General features: G+C 40.3%; 21 protein-coding genes. 12 read left to right on the top strand and 9 right to left on the bottom strand.

Translation table 11 applies throughout. The features are described 5' to 3' along the window. The first annotated feature begins 173 nt into the window (after window positions 1-173). Genes QWZ05_RS08285 through QWZ05_RS08310 form a run of 6 tightly spaced genes read left to right on the top strand, consistent with a single transcriptional unit; the run spans window position 174 to window position 6,347 of the window. Entirely contained in the window at window positions 174-1,709 is a 1,536-nt protein-coding gene (locus QWZ05_RS08285; protein WP_290297892.1) for a UvrD-helicase domain-containing protein, read from the top strand. Between the two features lies 1 nt (window position 1,710). Further along, complete coding sequence (locus QWZ05_RS08290; protein ID WP_290297893.1) at window positions 1,711-2,202, top strand: hypothetical protein; 492 nt, start codon at window positions 1,711-1,713, stop codon at window positions 2,200-2,202. Then, window positions 2,199-3,074 carry a hypothetical protein gene (locus QWZ05_RS08295; protein WP_290297895.1) on the top strand — a complete coding sequence of 292 codons (876 nt, stop codon included), beginning with the start codon at window positions 2,199-2,201 and terminating at the stop codon, window positions 3,072-3,074. The genes QWZ05_RS08290 and QWZ05_RS08295 overlap by 4 nt, the downstream gene beginning before the upstream one ends. Window positions 3,075-3,083: 9 nt before the next feature. After that, on the top strand, window positions 3,084-4,886 hold the full coding sequence (locus QWZ05_RS08300; RefSeq protein WP_290297897.1) for a hypothetical protein: 1,803 nt from the start codon (window positions 3,084-3,086) through the stop codon (window positions 4,884-4,886). Next, on the top strand, window positions 4,883-5,371 hold the full coding sequence (locus QWZ05_RS08305) for a hypothetical protein (protein ID WP_290297899.1): 489 nt from the start codon (window positions 4,883-4,885) through the stop codon (window positions 5,369-5,371). Before QWZ05_RS08300 ends, QWZ05_RS08305 begins: the two co-directional genes overlap by 4 nt. Beyond that, window positions 5,331-6,347: a DNA replication terminus site-binding protein gene (locus QWZ05_RS08310; protein WP_290297901.1), complete on the top strand. Its 1,017-nt coding sequence runs from the start codon at window positions 5,331-5,333 to the stop codon at window positions 6,345-6,347. Before QWZ05_RS08305 ends, QWZ05_RS08310 begins: the two co-directional genes overlap by 41 nt. A 485-nt stretch (window positions 6,348-6,832) precedes the next feature. On the opposite strand, the gene QWZ05_RS08315 is transcribed toward QWZ05_RS08310, so the two are convergent. Continuing rightward, complete coding sequence (locus QWZ05_RS08315; protein WP_290297904.1) at window positions 6,833-7,462, bottom strand: hypothetical protein; 630 nt, start codon at window positions 7,460-7,462, stop codon at window positions 6,833-6,835. 436 nt (window positions 7,463-7,898) lie between these two features. Here QWZ05_RS08315 and QWZ05_RS08320 point away from each other — a divergent pair, with 436 nt between their 5' ends. Next, the gene (locus tag QWZ05_RS08320; RefSeq protein ID WP_290297906.1) at window positions 7,899-9,830 is read left to right on the top strand and encodes a replication initiator protein RctB domain-containing protein; all 1,932 of its coding nucleotides are present in this window, start codon (window positions 7,899-7,901) and stop codon (window positions 9,828-9,830) included. Between the two features lie 301 nt (window positions 9,831-10,131). After that, a complete protein-coding gene (locus tag QWZ05_RS08325; protein WP_290297908.1) occupies window positions 10,132-10,701 on the top strand; it encodes a hypothetical protein in 570 nt (189 codons plus the stop codon). A gap of 2 nt (window positions 10,702-10,703) precedes the next feature. Here QWZ05_RS08325 and QWZ05_RS08330 read toward each other — a convergent pair whose 3' ends face one another. Beyond that, on the bottom strand, window positions 10,704-11,333 hold the full coding sequence (locus QWZ05_RS08330; protein ID WP_290297910.1) for a tyrosine-type recombinase/integrase: 630 nt from the start codon (window positions 11,331-11,333) through the stop codon (window positions 10,704-10,706). Between the two features lie 495 nt (window positions 11,334-11,828). Here QWZ05_RS08330 and QWZ05_RS08335 point away from each other — a divergent pair, with 495 nt between their 5' ends. Next, window positions 11,829-12,491, top strand: a complete 663-nt coding sequence (locus QWZ05_RS08335; RefSeq protein WP_290297911.1) for a hypothetical protein — start codon at window positions 11,829-11,831, stop codon at window positions 12,489-12,491. Window positions 12,492-12,711: 220 nt separating this feature from the next. Here the strand turns inward: QWZ05_RS08335 and QWZ05_RS08340 are convergent, their stop codons facing one another. Both QWZ05_RS08340 and QWZ05_RS08345 read right to left on the bottom strand, forming a co-directional pair. After that, window positions 12,712-13,308, bottom strand: a complete 597-nt coding sequence (locus tag QWZ05_RS08340) for a hypothetical protein (protein WP_290297912.1) — start codon at window positions 13,306-13,308, stop codon at window positions 12,712-12,714. A 318-nt stretch (window positions 13,309-13,626) separates the two neighbouring features. Beyond that, complete coding sequence (locus QWZ05_RS08345) at window positions 13,627-13,884, bottom strand: hypothetical protein (RefSeq protein WP_290297913.1); 258 nt, start codon at window positions 13,882-13,884, stop codon at window positions 13,627-13,629. 189 nt (window positions 13,885-14,073) lie between these two features. On the opposite strand from QWZ05_RS08345, the gene QWZ05_RS08350 reads away from it, so the two are divergent. Then, on the top strand, window positions 14,074-14,298 hold the full coding sequence (locus QWZ05_RS08350; protein ID WP_290297914.1) for a hypothetical protein: 225 nt from the start codon (window positions 14,074-14,076) through the stop codon (window positions 14,296-14,298). 31 nt (window positions 14,299-14,329) lie between these two features. Next, window positions 14,330-14,881 (top strand): hypothetical protein, encoded by a 552-nt coding sequence (locus QWZ05_RS08355; protein ID WP_290297916.1) that lies wholly within the window; start codon window positions 14,330-14,332, stop codon window positions 14,879-14,881. Window positions 14,882-15,593: 712 nt separating this feature from the next. Here the strand turns inward: QWZ05_RS08355 and QWZ05_RS08360 are convergent. The 4 genes from QWZ05_RS08360 to QWZ05_RS08375 form a co-directional block, all read right to left on the bottom strand. Further along, entirely contained in the window at window positions 15,594-16,028 is a 435-nt protein-coding gene (locus QWZ05_RS08360; protein ID WP_290297917.1) for a hypothetical protein, read from the bottom strand. A gap of 344 nt (window positions 16,029-16,372) precedes the next feature. Further along, window positions 16,373-17,554 (bottom strand): hypothetical protein, encoded by a 1,182-nt coding sequence (locus tag QWZ05_RS08365; RefSeq protein ID WP_290297918.1) that lies wholly within the window; start codon window positions 17,552-17,554, stop codon window positions 16,373-16,375. A 56-nt stretch (window positions 17,555-17,610) separates the two neighbouring features. Then, window positions 17,611-18,339, bottom strand: coding sequence for a hypothetical protein (locus QWZ05_RS08370; protein ID WP_290297919.1), 729 nt, complete (start codon window positions 18,337-18,339; stop codon window positions 17,611-17,613). Window positions 18,340-18,563: 224 nt separating this feature from the next. Next, on the bottom strand, window positions 18,564-18,833 hold the full coding sequence (locus QWZ05_RS08375) for a hypothetical protein (protein ID WP_290297921.1): 270 nt from the start codon (window positions 18,831-18,833) through the stop codon (window positions 18,564-18,566). A gap of 396 nt (window positions 18,834-19,229) precedes the next feature. On the opposite strand from QWZ05_RS08375, the gene QWZ05_RS08380 reads away from it, so the two are divergent. Next, complete coding sequence (locus QWZ05_RS08380; protein WP_290297922.1) at window positions 19,230-19,814, top strand: DUF2913 family protein; 585 nt, start codon at window positions 19,230-19,232, stop codon at window positions 19,812-19,814. A 206-nt stretch (window positions 19,815-20,020) separates the two neighbouring features. Here QWZ05_RS08380 and QWZ05_RS08385 read toward each other — a convergent pair. Then, window positions 20,021-20,266, bottom strand: a 246-nt coding sequence (locus QWZ05_RS08385) for a hypothetical protein (RefSeq protein ID WP_290297924.1), incomplete at its 5' end; no start/stop codon positions are given.

The following is a 20,266-nucleotide window of genomic DNA, read 5'->3' on the forward strand; positions in this document are numbered from 1 at the left end:
GACAACTTTGAAGGGTGAGCAAAACTGTCTCAATGAGACAACTTTAAAGGGTGAGCAAAACTGTCTCAATGAGACAACTTTGAAGGGTGAGCAAAACTGTCTCAATGAGACAACTTTGAAGGGTGAGCAAAACTGTCTCAATGAGACAACTATAAAGGAAAAAAGGAAAGGTTATGTTATTTAGAGGTCACGAGATAAGCCAAGAGCAGGATTTTGCTAGAAGTCAATTCATGCGACTTAAGCGTGGTGAACTGCTTACTCTAAATTCGGGGGCTGGTGCTTCAAAGACATACACATGTAACCTGTTGCTTTCCTCCCTTGACCACGAAGACAAATGTCTTGTGATTGCATTTAACAGACTCATCGTTGATGAGATGCGCTCAACGTTCGGTAAGAATGTGGATGTACTCACAAGTCATGAGCTAGCTAGAAAGTACATTAAGAAATATTCATCATCTCGACTTGAACGACCACTATTACCGAAAATGATTACGGAGAAAATTGAAATACCTGCGTTTATTGGCGCAATTGACGCATTAACTTTTTCTCAAAAACTTTTAACAGGTCTTAAGAAGTATGCGAATTCGGAAGTGCTCAGCATTACTGAATTTGCTAATGACAATGCGAAGGAGTTGCTTAAAAGTCATAATAAAGGTGAGATTGTTTCTTACGTCATGTACCTGAAACGGTTATGGGATGAACTGACTCTGAGTGATTCGACCCTACCTATCATCCATGATGTTTACCTAAAAGAATTTGTTTTAAAAGTAGCGGCAGGTGAGATTAATTTAGAAGAATATAAAGCAGTCGTTCTGGATGAGGCTCAAGACAGCGCACCAATAGTGAAGCTATTATTCTCAACTATTAGTACAATGAAGCTCGCTGCAGGTGATACCCACCAATCTATCTACGAATGGCGTGGGGCTGTAAATGTGATGAACGAATTAGGTTTAAAATCAACGTACACCGCTGAACTGAGTACCTGTTACCGATTCGGACAGTCGATAGCCGACCTCGCTAATTCACTGATTGAAGAGTACAAAGGGACAAGCCCAAAATTCAAAGGAAACCCAAACAAGCAAAGTACTATTAAAACATCATCGGTAGTTGAAAATAAGGAGCTATGGCTATTTAGAACCAACGCTGAATTGATTAGTGAATTGATTTATGCGACACAGCAAGGTGTAAAATGCCACCTGCTTCGCGATAATAAAAACATGATTAAGCTATTGGACGAAGCCTACTCCTTATATCAAAACAAGCCTGTTAAATCTGGGGTATTACGCCTATTTGATTCATGGGCAGAATTTGAAGCGTTTGCAACTAGTGGTGATGGTGGCGAATATAAGAGTTTTGTAAATGCTGTTCTCAATCATGGGTTCGAGGCAATTAAGCAAGTGATCCAAGAGTCACTAAATACTGATATTACGGAAGCTCAGCGCTTATTTTCGACAGCTCATGCTTGTAAAGGGATTGAGCATAACCATGTCGTACTGCACAGCGACTTCGATAAGTTCATTGAGAAAAGTCATGCGGCTAGCTTAGAGCAGGAAGTGAACTTGCTATATGTTGCTCTAACAAGAGCAATCAAGACGCTGGATATTAGTCGATGCAAAGTCCTGACTAAACTGCTGATGAAAAAAAATGAACGCATGAACAATATTGCGATGGAAAATAAACGTAAGGAACTAGCCCTGCTGGGGATATGAGATGCAAATGGAATATGGGGAAGTCGTACAGGTGTTCTCACACAACGCTCAACTTCAATTACAACGACATGTCGTTCAGAGAAAGAGTGAAGTGTTACACACAGTCAGAATAACCTTAGCACCGAGACAGCATAGCCAAACCGACTTTTCTAAAAAAATAATTATGGACTTGGAAGAGCATCAATTGTCTACCCTGTGTCTGTCGTTGATGGGGTTAATCAAAAATAACAAGATTGATGGAGTGAAGGGCGAAGGACGTAACAATAAAATCGCCTATATCAACATAAACCCTGACGAAACGATAAACATAAATATAAGCAATGATACTGGAAAAAGACAATCGCTCAGTATCGTATTTGGGCAAGAACACAGATATAAGCTACTGCGACTGGCAGTGACTCAATTGACAAAAAACTCCGTTGGTTATAAACAAACAGTCGGGGATACCTTAAATATACTTAAAGCAAGTGTCATAGGGAGTGTGAAACGATGATTGCGAAACCAATATATACAACAGGAAGACTCATTGCTGTAGGTGCAACCGCTATCGCTGCCTTAAGCTTTCTACTAATGATTGCAGTTAATTTGATCGCAATTATCAACTTTGATGCCATCAACAACTTGTACACGGAGAAAAGTGTCATTGATGGTGAAATTTCCACAGTTGGTTTGGTGGATGGATTGAATCATCTTATGACCCTTTTGTGGGTAGATGGGGGTATTACCTCATTACTTATTCTTGAATCGTTCCAATATGGTGACTTCTCTATACTGCCTCTTTTGTATCTATTGCTAGTCAGTTTTCTTTATGAACGTTCGCGCCAGTCAAAGAGTCGGGCAAATAGAACGACATACAGTTCATTGTTATGTTTACTTGTGTATATGACAATCAACGTGAATGTAGCTCAAATAGGGGATTGGAGAGCAGCGTTGACACTACAGCCGTATCATGTGGCTGAGCTTGTGAATTACTCGTATTGGGAAAGCATCAAACACTGGCTCGATACAATATCAGGATATGGTATAGCAACCTTAGCTGTCATTGCTATTGCTATTGTTTATACGGCTATGAAATCCCATGTCATAGCAAAAGAGTTTTCAACAGGCAAAGCCACATTTGGTAGTTTGCTGACGGGATGTGGGTTAGCTGTTGCAGCTCCATATCGATTATCACAAGCTTACGACATTACTCTCAATCCCGAGATAAAAGACAAAACAGATGATGTTCGAGAGCATGTTCTCACATCGTTTAAAATCAACACTCACAACGCACAAGTAATAAATCAGAAACTTGAGCGAGTTGGGCTTACAAGCCTAAGTGATCATTCTGCGTCATATATTATCGAAGCAGTAAAAGATAAATAAGGTACAAAAATGCAGATCTTAAAATTAGACAAAACGCCAATCGCTCCTAGTCAGAAGCTCAGTCAACTGTACTTATCGACTAATGGGGCGTCACCTAGCGAATGCATTGATAAAGCAGTCATGATTAGTGCTCTGAATATTGATGACGCATTGATGAGTGTAAAACACAAAATAACCCGTGAATATCTCAACGAAAAAGAACCGACCCTGTGGAGGCTAGGGGCAATCGGCAGTGAGCCACAGTGGGTGAAAGTCGATGACAATAATGAATACTACCACAACGTCTTCAAAGAAGTTGCTCAAACCATTAATAAGCTGAAAGCTGCTTTTCAAGAAGATATTAACGAACTGACAAAAACAAAGGTGCTCAAGGCGATCATCAAAGACGTTTACGTTAAAAACACACCGAGCTTACGAAGCGCCCCTGCGGTTTACATGCTGGAAAAGGCGTTTGAACTGTCAGGTGATATGAACTCAAAAGTTTTTTTCAAAAAGTTAGGTGAAGAACGTCTAAGTCGAAGAAATGCATTTACCATGACGTCAATAAAGGCGCTCATATGCGATTTGGTCGATAGAGAGTTGGTCATTTCCCATAAGTCTAAATTCGATGCTGATGAGCAAATGTCCTTAGAGGGAGAAGCTCATCAACACGGAACAATCAGCTACGGTACTAAACAATACCCTGAATTCTATTATCGCATTCACTCTGAGAGTGACCTACCACCGTTACTTGAAAAAGATTATGAATTGCAAAAGCCTCTATGGAAAATAGAGATTGGAGAAAGTGAGAAATTTTTTACTGACTTGAATCTCAGCCAATCTGATAACTTTGCCGAGCTAATTGCACAACAGGGTAGCTTACCAGTTCGCCAAGCTATTCATCAGGACATTGTTGGGAAGAAAGACTTGAGCAGCATTTTTGATAGTAAAGCGCACCTGAACGCAGACGTGGTGGATGCCGCTGCAAAGTTAAAGGTTTCATACCTAAACCATGAAGCACAATGGCAAACGTTTAATGCCTCAAAATTACCTGATGTGGGTCGGTTAACCAGCGAACAACGTGAGACCTACACTTTAGCTCGTAAAGCATCATTAGCAATGTACGGTCATACTGGTCTGATGGGGTTGTTTGTCCATCCATTAAACAGATATTCCGAACCACTAACCAACCGAGTTGATCTTGATAATTGGGTGAAATGGTGTGATGAGCATGAGCCTGAGTTTACCACCTACGATGAGCTACATGGTAAAGAAGCGAAACCTTACGTTCAGAAGCGCAAGCGCAGTGTTGAAGTAAAACATGCGGTAATGAAAAGGCATCAAACGGACGAAAGGCAAAAAGAACTTGAAGTATTATTTGAAAAAATTGCCCCAACCTTCAATGAAGCCCTTGATGTCGTGCATAAGACATTTGGATTTGACGTTGAAAGCACTGAGCTTACAGCCATTTTCGATACACAAAACAAATTCAAGGAGTTCTATGTAACGGAAGAAGAAAAGGCTGGAAGTCGCCATTGGTTTATCGAAGTGAATTTGGGTTGTCACTTTAACAAAGTCAACATCGAGCTTGATGACTCAGAGGCAACAATTCTCTACAAAAACGCGACCCTCGAAATAGATAAGCTGTTCACAGTGGAGCAATACGCTTACCAGAAAGCCATTGAGTGCATTGTTGAAGAGTTGATGAATAAACCAAAAGAAATACTTGCAGACATGCTGAATAAAGCAGGACTCGACCAAAACTTGGTAGCTAAAAAGAGATTGCTGATGACTGCTTTTACAAAAAAACTGATGAGCGTTGTTCCCAATTGATTTGCAAAAAGACCATTGCTGCTCTTTCGCAATTAGCCGAGAGTGATAACTGGATCTCACTAAAAGACGAAGCGGCAGTTCGTTTGCCGTTAGATCAAATAGCCTTTGAGGAATGGCAACCTTCACGTACAGAGCGCTGTAAAAAAGCTGTTGCTAGTGGTGTAAGGCTTCCACCAATAGAGGTTGTCTACTATCGAATAAAAGGGGAGGCAATTTACTATGCGGTTTCTGATGGCAATCACAGATGCGAAATGAGGCGGCAGCAGGGAGCAAGTGACGTACTTGCTAATATCAATGGGGGGTATGACATTGCCCCTAAAAATTACAAAATTTATCGAAAGATGGTGTGGAAAAGAACATCAGATGGAGAATGGAAATGCATCAGTTGTGATTATTTGGATGACTGGCTTATAGAGCGTATTAGGGGAATTGGGGTAGGGGAGTATGACATATACAACGGAGAGCGAAGTCAAAACTATCGATGAAGTTTTTGCTGATGTCCAGATGATCAGCAATAAATTGAACACACTGCAAGCACACTTGGTCGAATGTGAGGTGTATTATGCCAACGTAGCTGTTCTACCTCGTGCTGCGGTAAATGAAGACGGGTACGACACCGTTTTCGATCCTCTGACGTCAGTGAAATTAATACGTTTAGAAGGCAAAGAAGCTGCTTTACATGCAATTGAACAAATAGATTTTCAATATCGAAGTAAAGATGGGTTTAACACCACAAACGAAACGCTGTCACAGATAGCTGCAAGGCGGAGTGTGGGCATTGTCCATTTAAAGCCAAATTCTGAGGAACACACAACCCTCATCAATGACTTGGTTGCTGAAATCAATACGATGAAAAGAACGCTAAAACAAGACCTTCAACCGTTGTTTGCAAATACAATGCAGCGAACGAGATTGTTCTATAAGCATTTCTTTCCAGACATCCTGCCAAAATCGATCACCAAGCTAATAAGGTTAGCTGATGCTGATGCTTGTCGAATCCATTTTAGTTGGTTAAACCAAGGCTACACTACTGAAAAAATGGATCGGAAGAGAGCAATAGAATACATCGACAAAATTAACTCACGAAAGCTCAGTAATAATCCAGAATTAGGACTTACCCTAGACCAGCTCAACAAAAATGACATTCAAAAGTTGGGGAACTATCAGAAGTTCTATCGGATTTTTCCAGCTAAGATGAATCCACGACAGCAAATCACACGCGATGTAGGTGGCAATAGGAAACAAATGCAGCCACAACGTGCTGTATCTCCAATTCTATACATAGGTGAAAAGCCGTTAGAGCACTATGGGGTATTGCATGACCTGAACACGCTAGATGAACTCAGAAAATGCAGTAATAAAGCAAGAGTGGAACACCTAGCCGCAATCGAGGCTTATGGACTGTACTGTTTTGATACTGTCGAGCGACAAAATAGGGGAAAGTTCACGAATTATGAGTAAAATTGAGTAAGAAAATGGTAAGTTTCGATTAGAAATTGAAGTATTAACATTAGAAAAAACGAAAACCGCAATTATAGTCAGCTATGATTGCGGTTTTTTCTAAAAGTACGTACCTAAAACTCCAAACTCAAAAAAAGGTACACATCAAGAAATACAATAGTACACCTAAAACATAAAACTTATCGCTTATAATCAGTAATTTAAAAGGGAAATATTACAGAAAACATAGGTAATATTGTCAGGTGCGCATAACCGTACAGTTCATAGAAATCAATGGTACACCAGAAAAAGTTCAATGGTACACTAGAAAAAGTTCAATGGTACACCAGAAAAATGAGCAAATTTGAACCGAATCGATTAATAAAAACTGTGAACCTGCCCATATTATGCACCAAGAAAACGGTACACCTCGTAAAGAACAATGGTACACAAGCGATTCAAAGTCATTCATCACGACAACTGATCTCAATAACCCAAAAGAAAAGCTATCCCTTAAATATCAGGTGCTCATTAGAATAGAAGCTCAAGTGATTAGTAAGGCAATGGACTATAGAATCAGCAAGCGATTTCTCGTCCAAACTGGTAACAACCTTGTTGCCGTATTCATCTAAAAAGTACAATTCCTCGGCTGCGGAGGATATGTAATAGTCATTGGCTGAATTGAAATAGACATCAAAAAGCAGGGTAGACGAGTGTTTCTTCCTAAATCGCATGACACCAATACCCCTTAGCTCAACAAATTCATTCATGAAAATGTCTAAAATCCCAACGCCATCGCCTAGTTTAATGCAGGTCAGCAGCATCCTATCATTGGAATCAAATCTTTTATCAACATAGTACTCTTGTTCAGCATAGGTAAACATAAATAGATTGGAGTGGTAGAACTGGAATCTCGGATAAGCAGGAAGCGGTTCTAATGCATACTTCACAGTGACCAGCTTGGGTAAGCCATCGATAAAAGTAACGAAAATTGACTCAGATTTATTCTTTAACATTCTGTAAATTGCAGATTCGCTGACATTTAGCGCTTTAGCGAATCGCGGTACACTATCATCATAGTGAACCTTAATGTACTCATCTAACTTCAACAAAGTGACACACCATTTAAAGTCCATAAAAATGACCGTTATGGTCACTATATGTGGAATGTTATAAGCGACTAGAAAAATAATCAACATATTCTAGGTAAAAATTGTGAATAAGGCTATATGACACAACGAAAACCTGTGGACAACATGTGAATTAAATTCAATGGTACACATGAAAACTTCAACGGTACATATAAAAAGTTCAATGGTACAGTAGGAAAAATCAATGGTACACATCAAAAATTCAATGGTACACATAAAATACTATGGAATATATTCTTAATAATCAGTCGTTTACGCAACCCACATTTCCCATATTAAAGATATTAGATCAATATTAAGATATAAGAATATTATCTATTTATATCTTAATACTGTTAAATGGTACTATAAAACTGATCCTTGCGATCTTATGCAGAAGATCATACTATCAAAAGTAAGATTATGTTTTATTGAGTGTTTTATGATGTCTAACGACTTGGACAATACCAGAGAAAATTTCTACTTTGTGAGAGATAGTGCGAAGCCTATTTCGGAAACAACAAGGTCATTGTTTAGTCGTACAAAAGCACAGCGCAAACTCCTAGAAGTTTTGGATGAGTTACATAGCAATTCCTCTCGTGGCACGGTAATCCCATTCCTGACCATAACCATCAAATGCGGAAAGAGCGGATCATCGCTGAAAAACTACACTAGACGCACTATCGTAAATGAACCAATCAAACATTTTATTAAAGAGGTAGATTTCACAGGAATCGATGGTTTACGTGCAGGACAAACAGCATACACACTCGACTATGACCTGTTAAGTTCAGAGTCCCCACTCGATCACATAGTTCTAAAATCAACGGAATCGAGAGCTGACTCTGGGAAAAAGCGTAAGGAAGAGAACGAAATTGCGAAACGTGAATTCGACCATGTGCCGAATTTGCCTGTTGATCGTCATTTCTCTACTAACTCATTTAGCTTATTGGCAAGTCTTGTTGTAACAGAAAAAACAAGCCAAGTAAGGCGACCAATGCTAAGTCGCTATACCAAAGGTGAAACAAACTGGGTAACGATCACAAACCCGAGTGGTTACATTACTCGTCATCAAGATGCAGTTGTCGCATTTGCAGCTCTACAAATAACTTGGGCGCATCACGCAATTAAACGTTCAAACTACATCACCACCAAGAAAGCACCTGTCAATGAAACACCAATATCATTAAATGCAATCGCTGGGCTTCTAGAGAAATCAAACAACTCGGACAACTACAAGGTTTTGCGCCAAAGCTTGGACGTGAACCGCAAAACGCGATTCTCTTTTTCCCAAGATTTTGATGACAAATCAAACGTAGCTCCCACCATTCATATGTTCGATAAATGCAACTCGGTAAGAAACGCAAAAAGTAGTGGTAAAACCGAGCAAGAGATATTTGATGAGTCTCTCACATACGTCATCACTTGGGATAAATCTATCTGGGAATCTATCATCATGCAAGACAGCCATCATGCGATACCAGAGCACCTTTTAAAAACTGATCCGACCCTTGTCATATTCTATCTGAAGCTCCGCTCGATGGAAAAATTACGAATCCGAAAAGGTCTTCCAAAAGATAGGATGTATGAGACAGATTTTGAAGCCGATAGGCTCTTTGATAATTATCTGAATATGCAACCAGAAGAGTTCTTACAACTGGTTTACAATCAACAAAAGAAAGACGAAAAGGGTAATGGATCGAGTTATCTTATCTACAGTCCTGAGTACCCCGAGTGTTTCAAGCTGTTTGGCTATACCATTGACTTAACCAATATCAAAAATAACAGTAGGAATCGCGACATAACAATTTCATTCTCTGCAAATTCAATCAATGAACATTTGAATCTGCCCACGAACAATGACGGAACACCGACAATCATAAACGAGATACCATTTTATTTACGCGAAATATTAGAAAATTCCCCAGAGACCGCCAGTTATCGCAAACAGGATTATCGGTCAAAAACATGTGGTGTTTATGCGGAGTACTATGACAAGAACGAGGATAGCAAAAGCGTGGTATTATCTCGTTACACACCGACTGACAAACTGAACATAAACACGACAATATTTCAAACGGAAACACACTCGCGTGAGTCGCTAATGGTCGAGTTCAACTCACTCATCGATCAATGCCACTATCTCACCAGCTCAGATAATGAAATTGTCTCAGCGGATATGCTGAACAATGCGTTAGCTGAAATCACAGAGCAGATGGTTATATCGTTCCCTCTCGATATTGATGTAGTTGTGAGATACCTATCGGCACGTCCAGCCGCAGTCGATGAGATAGCATCACTTTGGAATCACCAGCTCGAAATGCATTATGAAACGATGCAAGAGATAGTCGGACTCCACCAAGATTACCGATAGCCACTTTTTGAGAAAAACCTCCACAGTACAGTACAAAGTAACAAGGGGTAGATGGCAATGCGCCCCTTAACCCTCCTAGACCGCGCTTGCGCGAAAAATAAAAAAAACCAAAAAATCAGCACTTTAACTTTAGCGATTAGGTTGAGATGACCTTCTTTCTTTAATAGACCCTAATGTTACTTTGTACTGTAAGTATACGGAAGCAGTTGCATTTGATTGTGTGATATATAATAATTGAACTTGTATTTATTGTGTTGATTGTGTGTTTTGAATTTATCGTGTACTTACGAGGGAGACGCACATGAAACGTACACTCATTAGCATAGCAACCGTTGCTATCATTACAATCAGCGGTAGTGTTACAGCAGGGCTGAACATAGACCGCACAGGCACAACCATCAGTACTACCAAAAGTTATGACCAAATCCGCAATGGGCTCGGTTTGAGTTTCAGCTATGTAGACCATGATGATAGCGTTGGGACTAGGGGAAGCTCATCTAGTACGTCAGGTTCAAGCGTTGTGAATACCGATACGTCAAAAGCCAACGACACGCTTGGCACTATCAATTGCTCACATCAAGCATATAAAACGCTATGTAAAGAAATTGAAGATATGATTAAAGATGCCTATGAGCCACCTGTCGAATCTGAGCCTGATTACTCGGCTGAAAAAGCCGCCTGTGAAGCGAAAAGCCCGATCACTTGGAGTGAAAAAGTAGGCTATACATCAGGTTTAAACTATTGTTCAGGTACTAGGTGGTATTCTCAAGGTTATGTTTGGGACGATTCCATAAATCAATGTGTAAGCGGTACTAAGGAAACAACCAAAAATAGCGTGACCTGTACGAAGGACAATGGTGGTAGTAAATAAGACTACAAATCAGGGACGCTATGCATCGCGTCCCTGATCTCCGTTTCACTTCTCATTATGTAATCATCAGTTGTACTTATATCAGAGTGACCTAATAAATCCTTAATCACTGTCAAGGATGTTCCAGCTCTATCTAACGTTGTTCCAAAGCTCTTTCGCAAATCATGTGGTTTGATAATGCCCAGCCCAGCGCGTAGGCTGTTTTCAGCCACTATGTTGTAAATGGCTTGAGCGCTTAGTCGTGCATTAGTTAAACCACCATTTTTTAATACGCTAGTAAACAAAGCACCATCATGATAGCCCCTAGCTTGGATGTATCTAGCAAGGCGCTTTAGCGTTGACCTCTTAACAAACAACTTTCGCTGTTTGTTACCTTTACCTGTCACCATCATCTCGCCACTACGATAATCAATATCTGAAACATTGAGACTAACAAGCTCGCTTCTTCGCAGACCTGTGCTTAGTGCAAGAGCCAGAATAGCGGCATCACGCAGACCTTTGTTGGTTGTCGTAGGGCACACATCAACTAAAGCCTTTTGCTGCTCAACCGTTAAGCCAACTCCTTTCTTTAAACGAGAGCCAGAGGGCGAGGGGATTTGTCTAATTGGTTCGTATTCATCAAGTGACATCATTTGGAGATGCCACGACTCCCTAGCAACCTGCTTAAGAGCGACTAGATAAGTACGCAGTCGGGCAGGGCTTAGGGTGGGGGATAACGACTGGAAATAGCTCATAATGGCAAGAACATCAGGTCTGCGCATTTCTGACCACGGAAACGAAAACAGATCCGCTCTGCCTGACGAAACGCTCCGAGCAATATGATTCAGAGTGTACCGCATGTTCGCCTTGCTACTAGCTGCAGGTAACGAAGCTAGGTACACCAAAGCAGGGTTATGGCGACTAGATTTGTCCTGTGACAATGTAACGCCATTGGCTTGGCTAAAGGTGGTAAGCTCGAAACCCGACATAGTATTCACCTGAGTTATCCTGTTATTATATACAGTGTATCATAAAAAATGGACATAGTAGGTTAATGAATGACTTTGTGGATTTTTTTATAAAAAGAGCGAGAGATGTTTTGATTTCCTATGTGGATTTATTACCATTAAGAAAACATAGGGATTATCATGAAAAGCAAACTAAATTTTAACTGGGTCGAAACTAAACAAAATGCAAAACACTTTATTAACTATGGCAAGCAAGAAGCTTTTAAGTCTTTAATAAAAGCCACTTGTACACTTGTCGGTGGTAGTATAGCATTTTTCATTGTTGCATTAATAAAATACCTATCGTATGAGTACGCGAAAAATCCATTACTGTGGATGCTAGGTTCTATTTTGCTAGGTGCTGCGATACTACTCCTAGCTTCTATTCGTTACTTTCTAACAAATAGAGAAGATAGAGCCAAATACACCAATTGGAAATCTGTGGTAATGCGTGAGTTTCTTAAGAGCTTTAACAACTCACTTTTATTGTTCCATGCTGGGTTTCAGACTGTGTACTGCGTAGCTGGTTGGATCGCATTAAAAAGCAGTAGTTTTTCTGAAAAACTACCAATGGATATAAAAGATAACATGAACATCTCAAACCCATTTATAGATCTGCTCTCTATACTGGGTTTTACCATTATTCTACATATCGCGTATAACATGACGATCAACTACATTAATGCCAATTCAGAACTAGAAATGAAACGGTTGAAAGAGCATAATCCCGATGAAGAAGACTATTCCAGTGAGAAAATAAGAAAAGACATGAAAATTAGAAAGTCACTTAAATCAATAACATAGTAGATATTATCTTTATTATGTTAAATTACTTGGTTTAAGTACGATAATGTTTCGTCTAATTCGCTTTCCCTTCATCGTATACTTGCTCAAATAAATTGAATTGCACATAATCGGATTTACCATAATTGGACGCCCTGTAATTGAACATAAAATTGTTATGACGCACTGAATTCATCTTCGATGCATTCAGTGAGTCATAACCTTAATTGTTATCCTACGGCTATTTTATTAGTTCTTTTTTTATCTGAACTGGATATAAAGCGTGTCGAACACCACGAGCACAAGTGAAATCAATCTTGGTAGTGGAATTGACATATTGCTTGCTGATAATTTTTCCACCAGCCTGTTCAATTAACTGTTTTAATTCGCCAAACCGTTTTGTGCGTATTTTTTGTTGTTTATGGTGCTTACTACAAACAGGACACCAAGTTTTGTCATTAAGCACCGCTCTTCCCTTCATTTGGAAAATATGACCATGCTTACATTGCCAATAGTGCGTGTATGCGATGCCGTTGAATTCGTTATCTAACAGCTTCCCATTGTGACGATCACGGACGAAGAGTTTCACTGATTCAGTCGTATGCTTACGATTGCCACCGCAGACAGAGCACCAATGACCGTTCTTGACATCATTAGCTATTGGTTGCCATATATGCCCAAATTCACATTGTATGGATATTCTAACGCTGTACTTGCATACGTCACCTTGTGGTGACAGCAACCGTCCACGCTTGGATAGGATAATGCCATTAATTGTCTGATAACATTTATCTTTTCGGACGGCTGACTTTGAAATATCGTTGTTCGTATGATGCATTAGAACTCTCCGTATCAGTAGTTTCTTCCTTTAAACCAAACGGTGAGTTAATGAGATGATTGAGGGGTTGAGTGTAGCGAGATGTAACGCTATCTGACAGTTGAATAAGCTCATATTGTCTATAACGTCACATCATTAGATGCAGGTAGGATGACGGATTTGTTCACGCTGAGAATGGGATTAGTAAAAACTGTTTACTCATTTGGACGTAACTGACATCAGAAAGGCGTACGACAGAGAACCCCCTATACCGACATTGACCACCAACCTGACACACAGAACAAAAGCAAGGGCTAAATAATCTGTACCGTTTCACTGTTAATTACCATGCCCCATGTTTTTCTGAACATTCAATAATAGCTCCCTTGCCTCGCAAAAACGCCCTTCATTTATAAGGTGTACGATTCTTTCAAGACGCTGCTTATCTGATTGAGAAGCAGGAATAACACCACTCTCCACCATTTCTAACAATGTGTAAGCCGTATTTGCCTGAACGGAGCATTCTTGTTCCGTCATTGAATATACTGGGGATGAACCTAAAACCATTATTAGTGATAGCAATCGATACTTTTTCATAAAAACCTACCTAGAATTCGAGTGAGTAACCTTCCCTGCCTTGTCAAACAGTCAAGGCTCGACTACAGGTTAGCATATTATGAAATGAATGGACAAAATTTACTCCTTAAAGTACCGTTAGACATAGAATAGGTTTTCAAAACACACGTTTTGATAAGTAACACTGTAACAAAATAATTTGAGGCATTTATGTTTAACGTACTGGTGTTTCTATTAATCGCAACGATTGGTGGTTTGACGATCGTCAGGATACTAAATCAATGGAAGCAGATGGATGACCCAAAGCTGTATAAAAACCCGTTTCGCTTCTTTACAGAGCCTCAGTTCCGACAACTCAGAGTGCTGCTTGGGACTTTACTGCTGGTATGGTTAATTTTTTATGGGATGTTGAGTTATCTAAGTTCAAATGGGTAAAGCCAATAAATTGTCAAAAGGAAAATGAACTATGTTTCAAAAAAAAGAAGATTCTCAGGTGGTTCTACCTTACGCAGACGCCCTTGCTGCACACATTGAAGAAAATTATAATTCAACCATAAAGCACGCAGTCGTTAACCTCGGTAGTTTACTGATTGATTACCGTATCATAGAGCTTAGGCAAGTTTCAAAAGGTACATCGAGGCATAAGGTCAATCCAAGCTTGATCGATGTACTAAATGGCAATGCGAGCATCGAATCATTGCATCAGGCACTTTTAGATAACAGGCTGGTTGGCAGGGTTTATACTGCACTTTATGGAAAACATTACGAAGAAAAGCTAACAGAATTTGTTGATATAGAAAGTCTACAGCAAGCTGTGGAGTTCTATAAAAAAGTGCCACTAGAACTCTATACCGTGGAACAACTAACAGCATTAAAAATTTCCATTGAACTTGACGTTATGCTTATTCATGACGGGAAGCCTTTTATGCCGCCTAGAGTACCGACTTATGATTTATTCCTTGCAATCATGGTAGTTGCAAGCTTCACCTATGTTCTCACTCAGGTGGACTTTGGATAACATAAAGATGAGCGCATTGAGGTAAGACTGCTAGCTGAGATCGTCTTTACCGTAAAGCCACATCGTTACATGCTTAAGTCTTATTGAGTCCCTTCATCAATCAGCTCGTCAGCTCATTCGGGGACTGATAAGACTACTTGAAAAACCCCTCCACAATTGTCCATGCCCACTGCCCTAACTTGATGAAGATCTTTGCAATGAATCTTCCGAGGACAAACTTCAACGGGTTTTCGATTACCGACCAAAACCACAAAACAAATTGCATGATGCGAGCTTGCATTCTTATCCCCTATGTTTGATTAACATGACTATGATAACCTGACCAAAAAACAAAAGTACGGCAGAAACACGCTTATCAGTAGAACCACCAACATGTGCCATCTTGCCCAACAATCAGTACTGGTAACACAGCCATCATAGTCACACTATAATGAGCTGCGAAACCTACCCCTTAATAACTTGAGGATTGTATCTGGTTGCGAATCACCGATGATCTGTAACACTTCCTACAGAACTAATGTGCGTTGCAGTCGGTGTCAAAACCAGATTAAATCAACAATATTGAAAGAATACTGGGGGAAACGGTGTTCACGCCCCCCCCCTCTCGTATGAAGTTAATTTATCATAACCCTTAGAAATAAGACCCGATATAGATCCAAGTGGGCGTGATTTTGGTGAAGAAGAGTTCAAGATTTAGGCTATGGGAGCACAATTAATGAATAGACTTCTTCTTATAGAAAATTTCGGCAAGGTCTGGATGTTCAACTATGCAACCTGCCTCATCCATTCCTGCTTTGAATCCAGCAGAATAGGCATCGACATATATCTCCCAAACCAGATCTAGTTCGGCTTTCAACTTATCAAAAATAGGAGATGTTTCATTATGAACTCGTATTGATAGAAAACTAATGAAGGATTGCTTCTGGTACGCATCGTCAGAATCATCCGAAAAAAGTACATAGAGACCGTTTTCATAGTAACCAAACTTGGATGTAACTGCTTCGTATAGAAGCCAGAACTTGTTATCTAAATAAGCAACTTGAGTACGTTCAACGTTCCAGTCCAAGGTCGAGTAACCTGATGGTGTTGTCGGTGAAATAGACTCGATTGTGAAGTTCCCAAACGAACCGACTGTGACTTTATTCATAGTAATGGTTTTTTTTACAAAGTTAGCGCTAATTTACAAGAATTGTAGCATTGAAAGTAGCCCAACATTACTCACCTTTAGGTTAAAAGCCAGCATCAAAATCTCACTTGGAAGTCATTGAGTAAAACTGAATTGGTAATATTCATTGATTGCAAACGCAACAAAGCCCAATCAAATGATGATCGGGCTTTGTGCTTAGCTGCCTATTCGGCAGGAGTATGACCGTTCATTTAACAGTCTAGTACACACCTTGAGGCTGTGCAAAAAAACCGACACGCAAGAATTTGTAGCCCGAATATCAGTAACTTGTTCATTTTCCACTTTACAGTGATTGGGTTTCGCATTTACACCAATAGCTGCACAAAATACTCACCCAAACCCACTCGAAACAACCTAGTTGAAGGTGCTGAATTTTTGTAATGAAGCCCTTTGGCATCAAGCTCCATTACTGAGCAACCATTCCAATGAACAGCATTTTTACTATAATCCATCTCCCCTAGCCTTTTCCCAGCTCTTTTAATTTCTGAAATAGACCATCCATCATTTATCAACTGGTTTAGAGTTAAACCGAGCGCTTGCCACAACTGAGGGGAAAGGTGATACCCTGAACGGTCATGCTGAAATTGGTGGCGTAATGGGACAAGCCATGCATTCAAAAAAGTCACTATCTTTGCCATCATTTGATCGGACAAGGCTGCAGTGATTGTCTGCCCGTTAGACAATTTAATATCTTTCGACATCTTGCTAGACTCTTGTTTTCCTGCCCCTGCTACAGCACCTACGATGTATTTGAACAATATGTACTGAGTGGTTATGTGTCGGTCTGATACTTTCACATGTTTAGCTTCAATATTGACGCCTCCACACGCCTCAATATCTGTGTCCTTAATCAGTTTGGTAATAAACGGCTGTAATGGAAAGTCTTTATCTGAGAATGAAGGTGTACCAATATGGGGTAGATTAAGTGTTGTATCGATGTTCCCCTGCCTAAACAACTCAACAACCTCCGTAGTACCTAACCCTTGTTCAGCATCAAAGACCACTCGAATTTCGACCTGTTCTTGGAATAGATGATCGTTCATCTGTCCTCGATGTTTAGCTTCTTTAGCTGATAGCCTTGAGGTAAACAGTAGTGCCTTGTGTCCGAGCGTTCTACTGATGGCAATAAGACCAAGTACGTTACCTACAATGTGCGTCTCGGTTGGGTTATAAGATAGAGTCGCAAGTGGCAGTGTAGAATGCGTGAGCTTAGGCTTACCCATGACGATAAACGTCAATGACAATGGAGCTGATAGTCCACCAGCACCTTGTTGCAACTGATTTTCTAATAGGTGGACACGTTCAACATTTTTGGAATTGACCGCAGTATCAATAGCTAAGCGCAATTCAGGTAAGAGATTAGTCGTTGAAAAATACGAAGCTAACTCACCAATTGAAATGGTGGTAATTAAGGTTTGTTGAGTGCGCTGTAAGCAGCTAACAAGCAACCCTCTGATGTGTTTTTTTGAAAAAGTGGCTTGTGGCATACCGTAGTACCATTGTTAGAATCTTGTTTGAACGAAATCTGGTAAGCAACCATTCGCTACTTTGGTTGATCGCTATCTACAGAGTGGAAGCCCTTGCGTCTTTCCACAGCCGAAACCTTTCTGTTGTACACTTCGATATTCTCTATGTAACGCACAAGCAACCTTTCATTCTGTTCATATTGAGGATGGTTTACCAGTCCAAGTAGTTCTGTCACCTTTTCACTCAGTGGCATTTGGGGAATGAAGTCATCAGCTCTGACATCAAATCGCCAGTTTGTGTTAAGGTACTTTTTGAACGACTCGTATGCATAGCTTGCCATTGAAGAGACATGCCTAGAACGCAGCTCATCATCTGATGAAAGGTAGTGCTCGCCCATGTTATCTTCAATATCGTAGATAAACGCATCAGGACGAAAATCAGATGGGTTTACGCTTGCTGCCGTAATCCACAATAATAAGATCTCTTTATTAATGGAGTTGCGAGGTGGATTAAGAGAATCAAACACCTCTTTAGCCGCTTTAGAGCAGAGCTGTTCACGTCTTTCGGATGAAGCAGCTTTACGCCTTTCATCTCTGGCTTTTTGCTCCTTTAAATGCTCAAACTTACGCTTGGCGTTTGATAGGGCATTGGAAGCAATTTGCATTGCTTCGACCTCTTCATCAGTGAAAAGCCCGCGTGTACGAGAGTCAGAAACCACCTCGTTACGGAGTCCGTTGGCTAAACGGGTTAAGGCAGTTTGCTTTTTTCTAGCCCTATCTGCTGTCCAATATTTGTAATTATCCATTATGCTCACTCCAAAGACATCATTTCTGTAATTTTGTAATTCGACTTTTGAGAAGTCTCATCGCTTTTTCTGCTTGGATGATCATCTCTTCCAGCTCGGCAATTTCTGTTGAGTCGGTCTCGTCTATCAAATCACTTTGGAAGCTCTTTAGTGAACTTTGTTCGTTGCAGCCAATTGAGTTGTGAAAATACCTCTAGGTAAACGGCTACCTTCTCGAAATCACCTTATAGCGATTTGCTTTTCTGAAAAAGAATGAAAGCTTCTATGGCTGCTAAATGCTCGGCACTGAGCTTTCTAGGTACAATGAAATCTTCTCTTAACAAGAGCGGCTCGCTGCCAGTGCTTGTTCCATTAACATGTAAAATAGAGATAGAACCACCACCAATGAGATATTCGTTATCTGCAGGATTGGCTTCGAGCACAATTCCCCAGTGACCATCAAACTGACACCCATCTTTAATTACAGCGACACGACCTACGAGTGACGAACTCATGCTTTCCTTCTATTTTGATCTATTCTTCCTCGGCAGACCTCTTACAGAGTCCAAGTCTCGCGTTTTTGAATCTTGCGCAATTCTTGATAGCTGGCGTTCAGATAAGCTCCACCGCTGTGCTATTTGCTTGAAAGTCCAACCTCTTTCATTAGCAAGACGTTGGAACTCAGTTCTGATTTTTCCTGCCATATCTGTCTAGCAACTCCACAAATAACCTGTCAAATATGTCTAGTAATTGTGATTCATAGCATAAGCATTTACAACACCGAATGAGAGATTTTTTTCTTGATTAACTCGCTAATAACCTAAGTAGTTTTTTAAAAAAATTGGCTTACTAATTTCCTTTAAATTGTCGTTAACTTATAATCAAGAAATCACTTCTTAAGCGCTATTTCGATGACGACCTCTAACGATTTTACCTATTACAATCAGCTCCAAAAATTAGTTAATCAATCTCTGCTCCACCTTTACATGCATATTGCTTATACATCGCGTATCGTACCCACATCTAAACGCAATGAAATATTGCTTAAGTATCTAAAGCCAAAACTTAAGGACAAGCGTTGTAGCGCAGTCAAAAAGGATGTCCGAGTGATGATTAGAACGGCTCGTAGCGCTCGGGGGGATCTAGAAAAGAAATTGTGGGAATTAGATTCGCTAGCGAATAAGGCTGCGGTCAATGGTGCAGAGAAGCTTTACAGTTTGATTGAGTACGTATATCAGCAACTTAATATTCGAGTTGAACTATTCAATGAAGACAGTCCTGCTTACGAATCTCGTGTTTGCTATGTCTTGAGAGACCACATCGAAAACTGTTTTGATGATGAAAACAAGCAAGTTGCCCCTCTCTCACTTCTTGTCCAAGGAAACGATCACGTAACACTCATCGATGCGGTGAATTCAACAGGACTCTTCCGTTGTGAGTTGCATGAGCTAAACACGGACACTAACCAAGCCCACCTACTGCTACACCCTGCCTGACAAGTCAGTAGTAGCAAATCCACCCGATAATTTGAAATAGAGCTGGACACAGCCCAAAATACAATGAGAATAGCTGCGAAGCACCTAATTGGGGCGTGATGGTATCTATCCCATAAATAGCAGCCAAGTACTACTGTAGGCACTGCTAGCCATAACGGAGTGAAGTTAACCCACAGTAGAAGTGGAAAGTACCAAGAATACAATCGTTACGACTCAGCCAATTCGATGCTTCCAGATAAATGACACTCTCTAATCAATGTGAGAGCCAACTGCTGCGGTATAGTGACCGATTGCATGAACTGGGCATTTGGATTCGAGAAGCGGTACTTGCCATCCGTTTTAACTATTGCCAATCCTTCTAACGACAGCGCTACTGAACTCTCAAACCAGTCCCCAAACAACCGAAACACCAAAGAAGTAGGCTCAGATATGCTAGTAGTTACTCTCACTTT

Source organism: Vibrio agarivorans (assembly GCF_030409635.1).
GTDB classification, from domain to species: Bacteria; Pseudomonadota; Gammaproteobacteria; order Enterobacterales; family Vibrionaceae; genus Vibrio; species Vibrio agarivorans.

Coding starts and splice junctions, on each gene's coding strand:
- QWZ05_RS08285 (WP_290297892.1), top strand. CDS start 174: ATGTTATTTAGAGGTCACGAGATAAGCCAAGAGCAGGATTTTGCTAGA.
- QWZ05_RS08290 (WP_290297893.1), top strand. CDS start 1,711: ATGCAAATGGAATATGGGGAAGTCGTACAGGTGTTCTCACACAACGCT.
- QWZ05_RS08295 (WP_290297895.1), top strand. CDS start 2,199: ATGATTGCGAAACCAATATATACAACAGGAAGACTCATTGCTGTAGGT.
- QWZ05_RS08300 (WP_290297897.1), top strand. CDS start 3,084: ATGCAGATCTTAAAATTAGACAAAACGCCAATCGCTCCTAGTCAGAAG.
- QWZ05_RS08310 (WP_290297901.1), top strand. CDS start 5,331: ATGACATATACAACGGAGAGCGAAGTCAAAACTATCGATGAAGTTTTT.
- QWZ05_RS08315 (WP_290297904.1), bottom strand. CDS start 7,462: ATGGACTTTAAATGGTGTGTCACTTTGTTGAAGTTAGATGAGTACATT.
- QWZ05_RS08320 (WP_290297906.1), top strand. CDS start 7,899: ATGATGTCTAACGACTTGGACAATACCAGAGAAAATTTCTACTTTGTG.
- QWZ05_RS08325 (WP_290297908.1), top strand. CDS start 10,132: ATGAAACGTACACTCATTAGCATAGCAACCGTTGCTATCATTACAATC.
- QWZ05_RS08330 (WP_290297910.1), bottom strand. CDS start 11,333: ATGATGTCACTTGATGAATACGAACCAATTAGACAAATCCCCTCGCCC.
- QWZ05_RS08335 (WP_290297911.1), top strand. CDS start 11,829: ATGAAAAGCAAACTAAATTTTAACTGGGTCGAAACTAAACAAAATGCA.
- QWZ05_RS08340 (WP_290297912.1), bottom strand. CDS start 13,308: ATGCATCATACGAACAACGATATTTCAAAGTCAGCCGTCCGAAAAGAT.
- QWZ05_RS08345 (WP_290297913.1), bottom strand. CDS start 13,884: ATGAAAAAGTATCGATTGCTATCACTAATAATGGTTTTAGGTTCATCC.
- QWZ05_RS08350 (WP_290297914.1), top strand. CDS start 14,074: ATGTTTAACGTACTGGTGTTTCTATTAATCGCAACGATTGGTGGTTTG.
- QWZ05_RS08355 (WP_290297916.1), top strand. CDS start 14,330: ATGTTTCAAAAAAAAGAAGATTCTCAGGTGGTTCTACCTTACGCAGAC.
- QWZ05_RS08360 (WP_290297917.1), bottom strand. CDS start 16,028: ATGAATAAAGTCACAGTCGGTTCGTTTGGGAACTTCACAATCGAGTCT.
- QWZ05_RS08365 (WP_290297918.1), bottom strand. CDS start 17,554: ATGCCACAAGCCACTTTTTCAAAAAAACACATCAGAGGGTTGCTTGTT.
- QWZ05_RS08370 (WP_290297919.1), bottom strand. CDS start 18,339: ATGGATAATTACAAATATTGGACAGCAGATAGGGCTAGAAAAAAGCAA.
- QWZ05_RS08375 (WP_290297921.1), bottom strand. CDS start 18,833: ATGAGTTCGTCACTCGTAGGTCGTGTCGCTGTAATTAAAGATGGGTGT.
- QWZ05_RS08380 (WP_290297922.1), top strand. CDS start 19,230: ATGACGACCTCTAACGATTTTACCTATTACAATCAGCTCCAAAAATTA.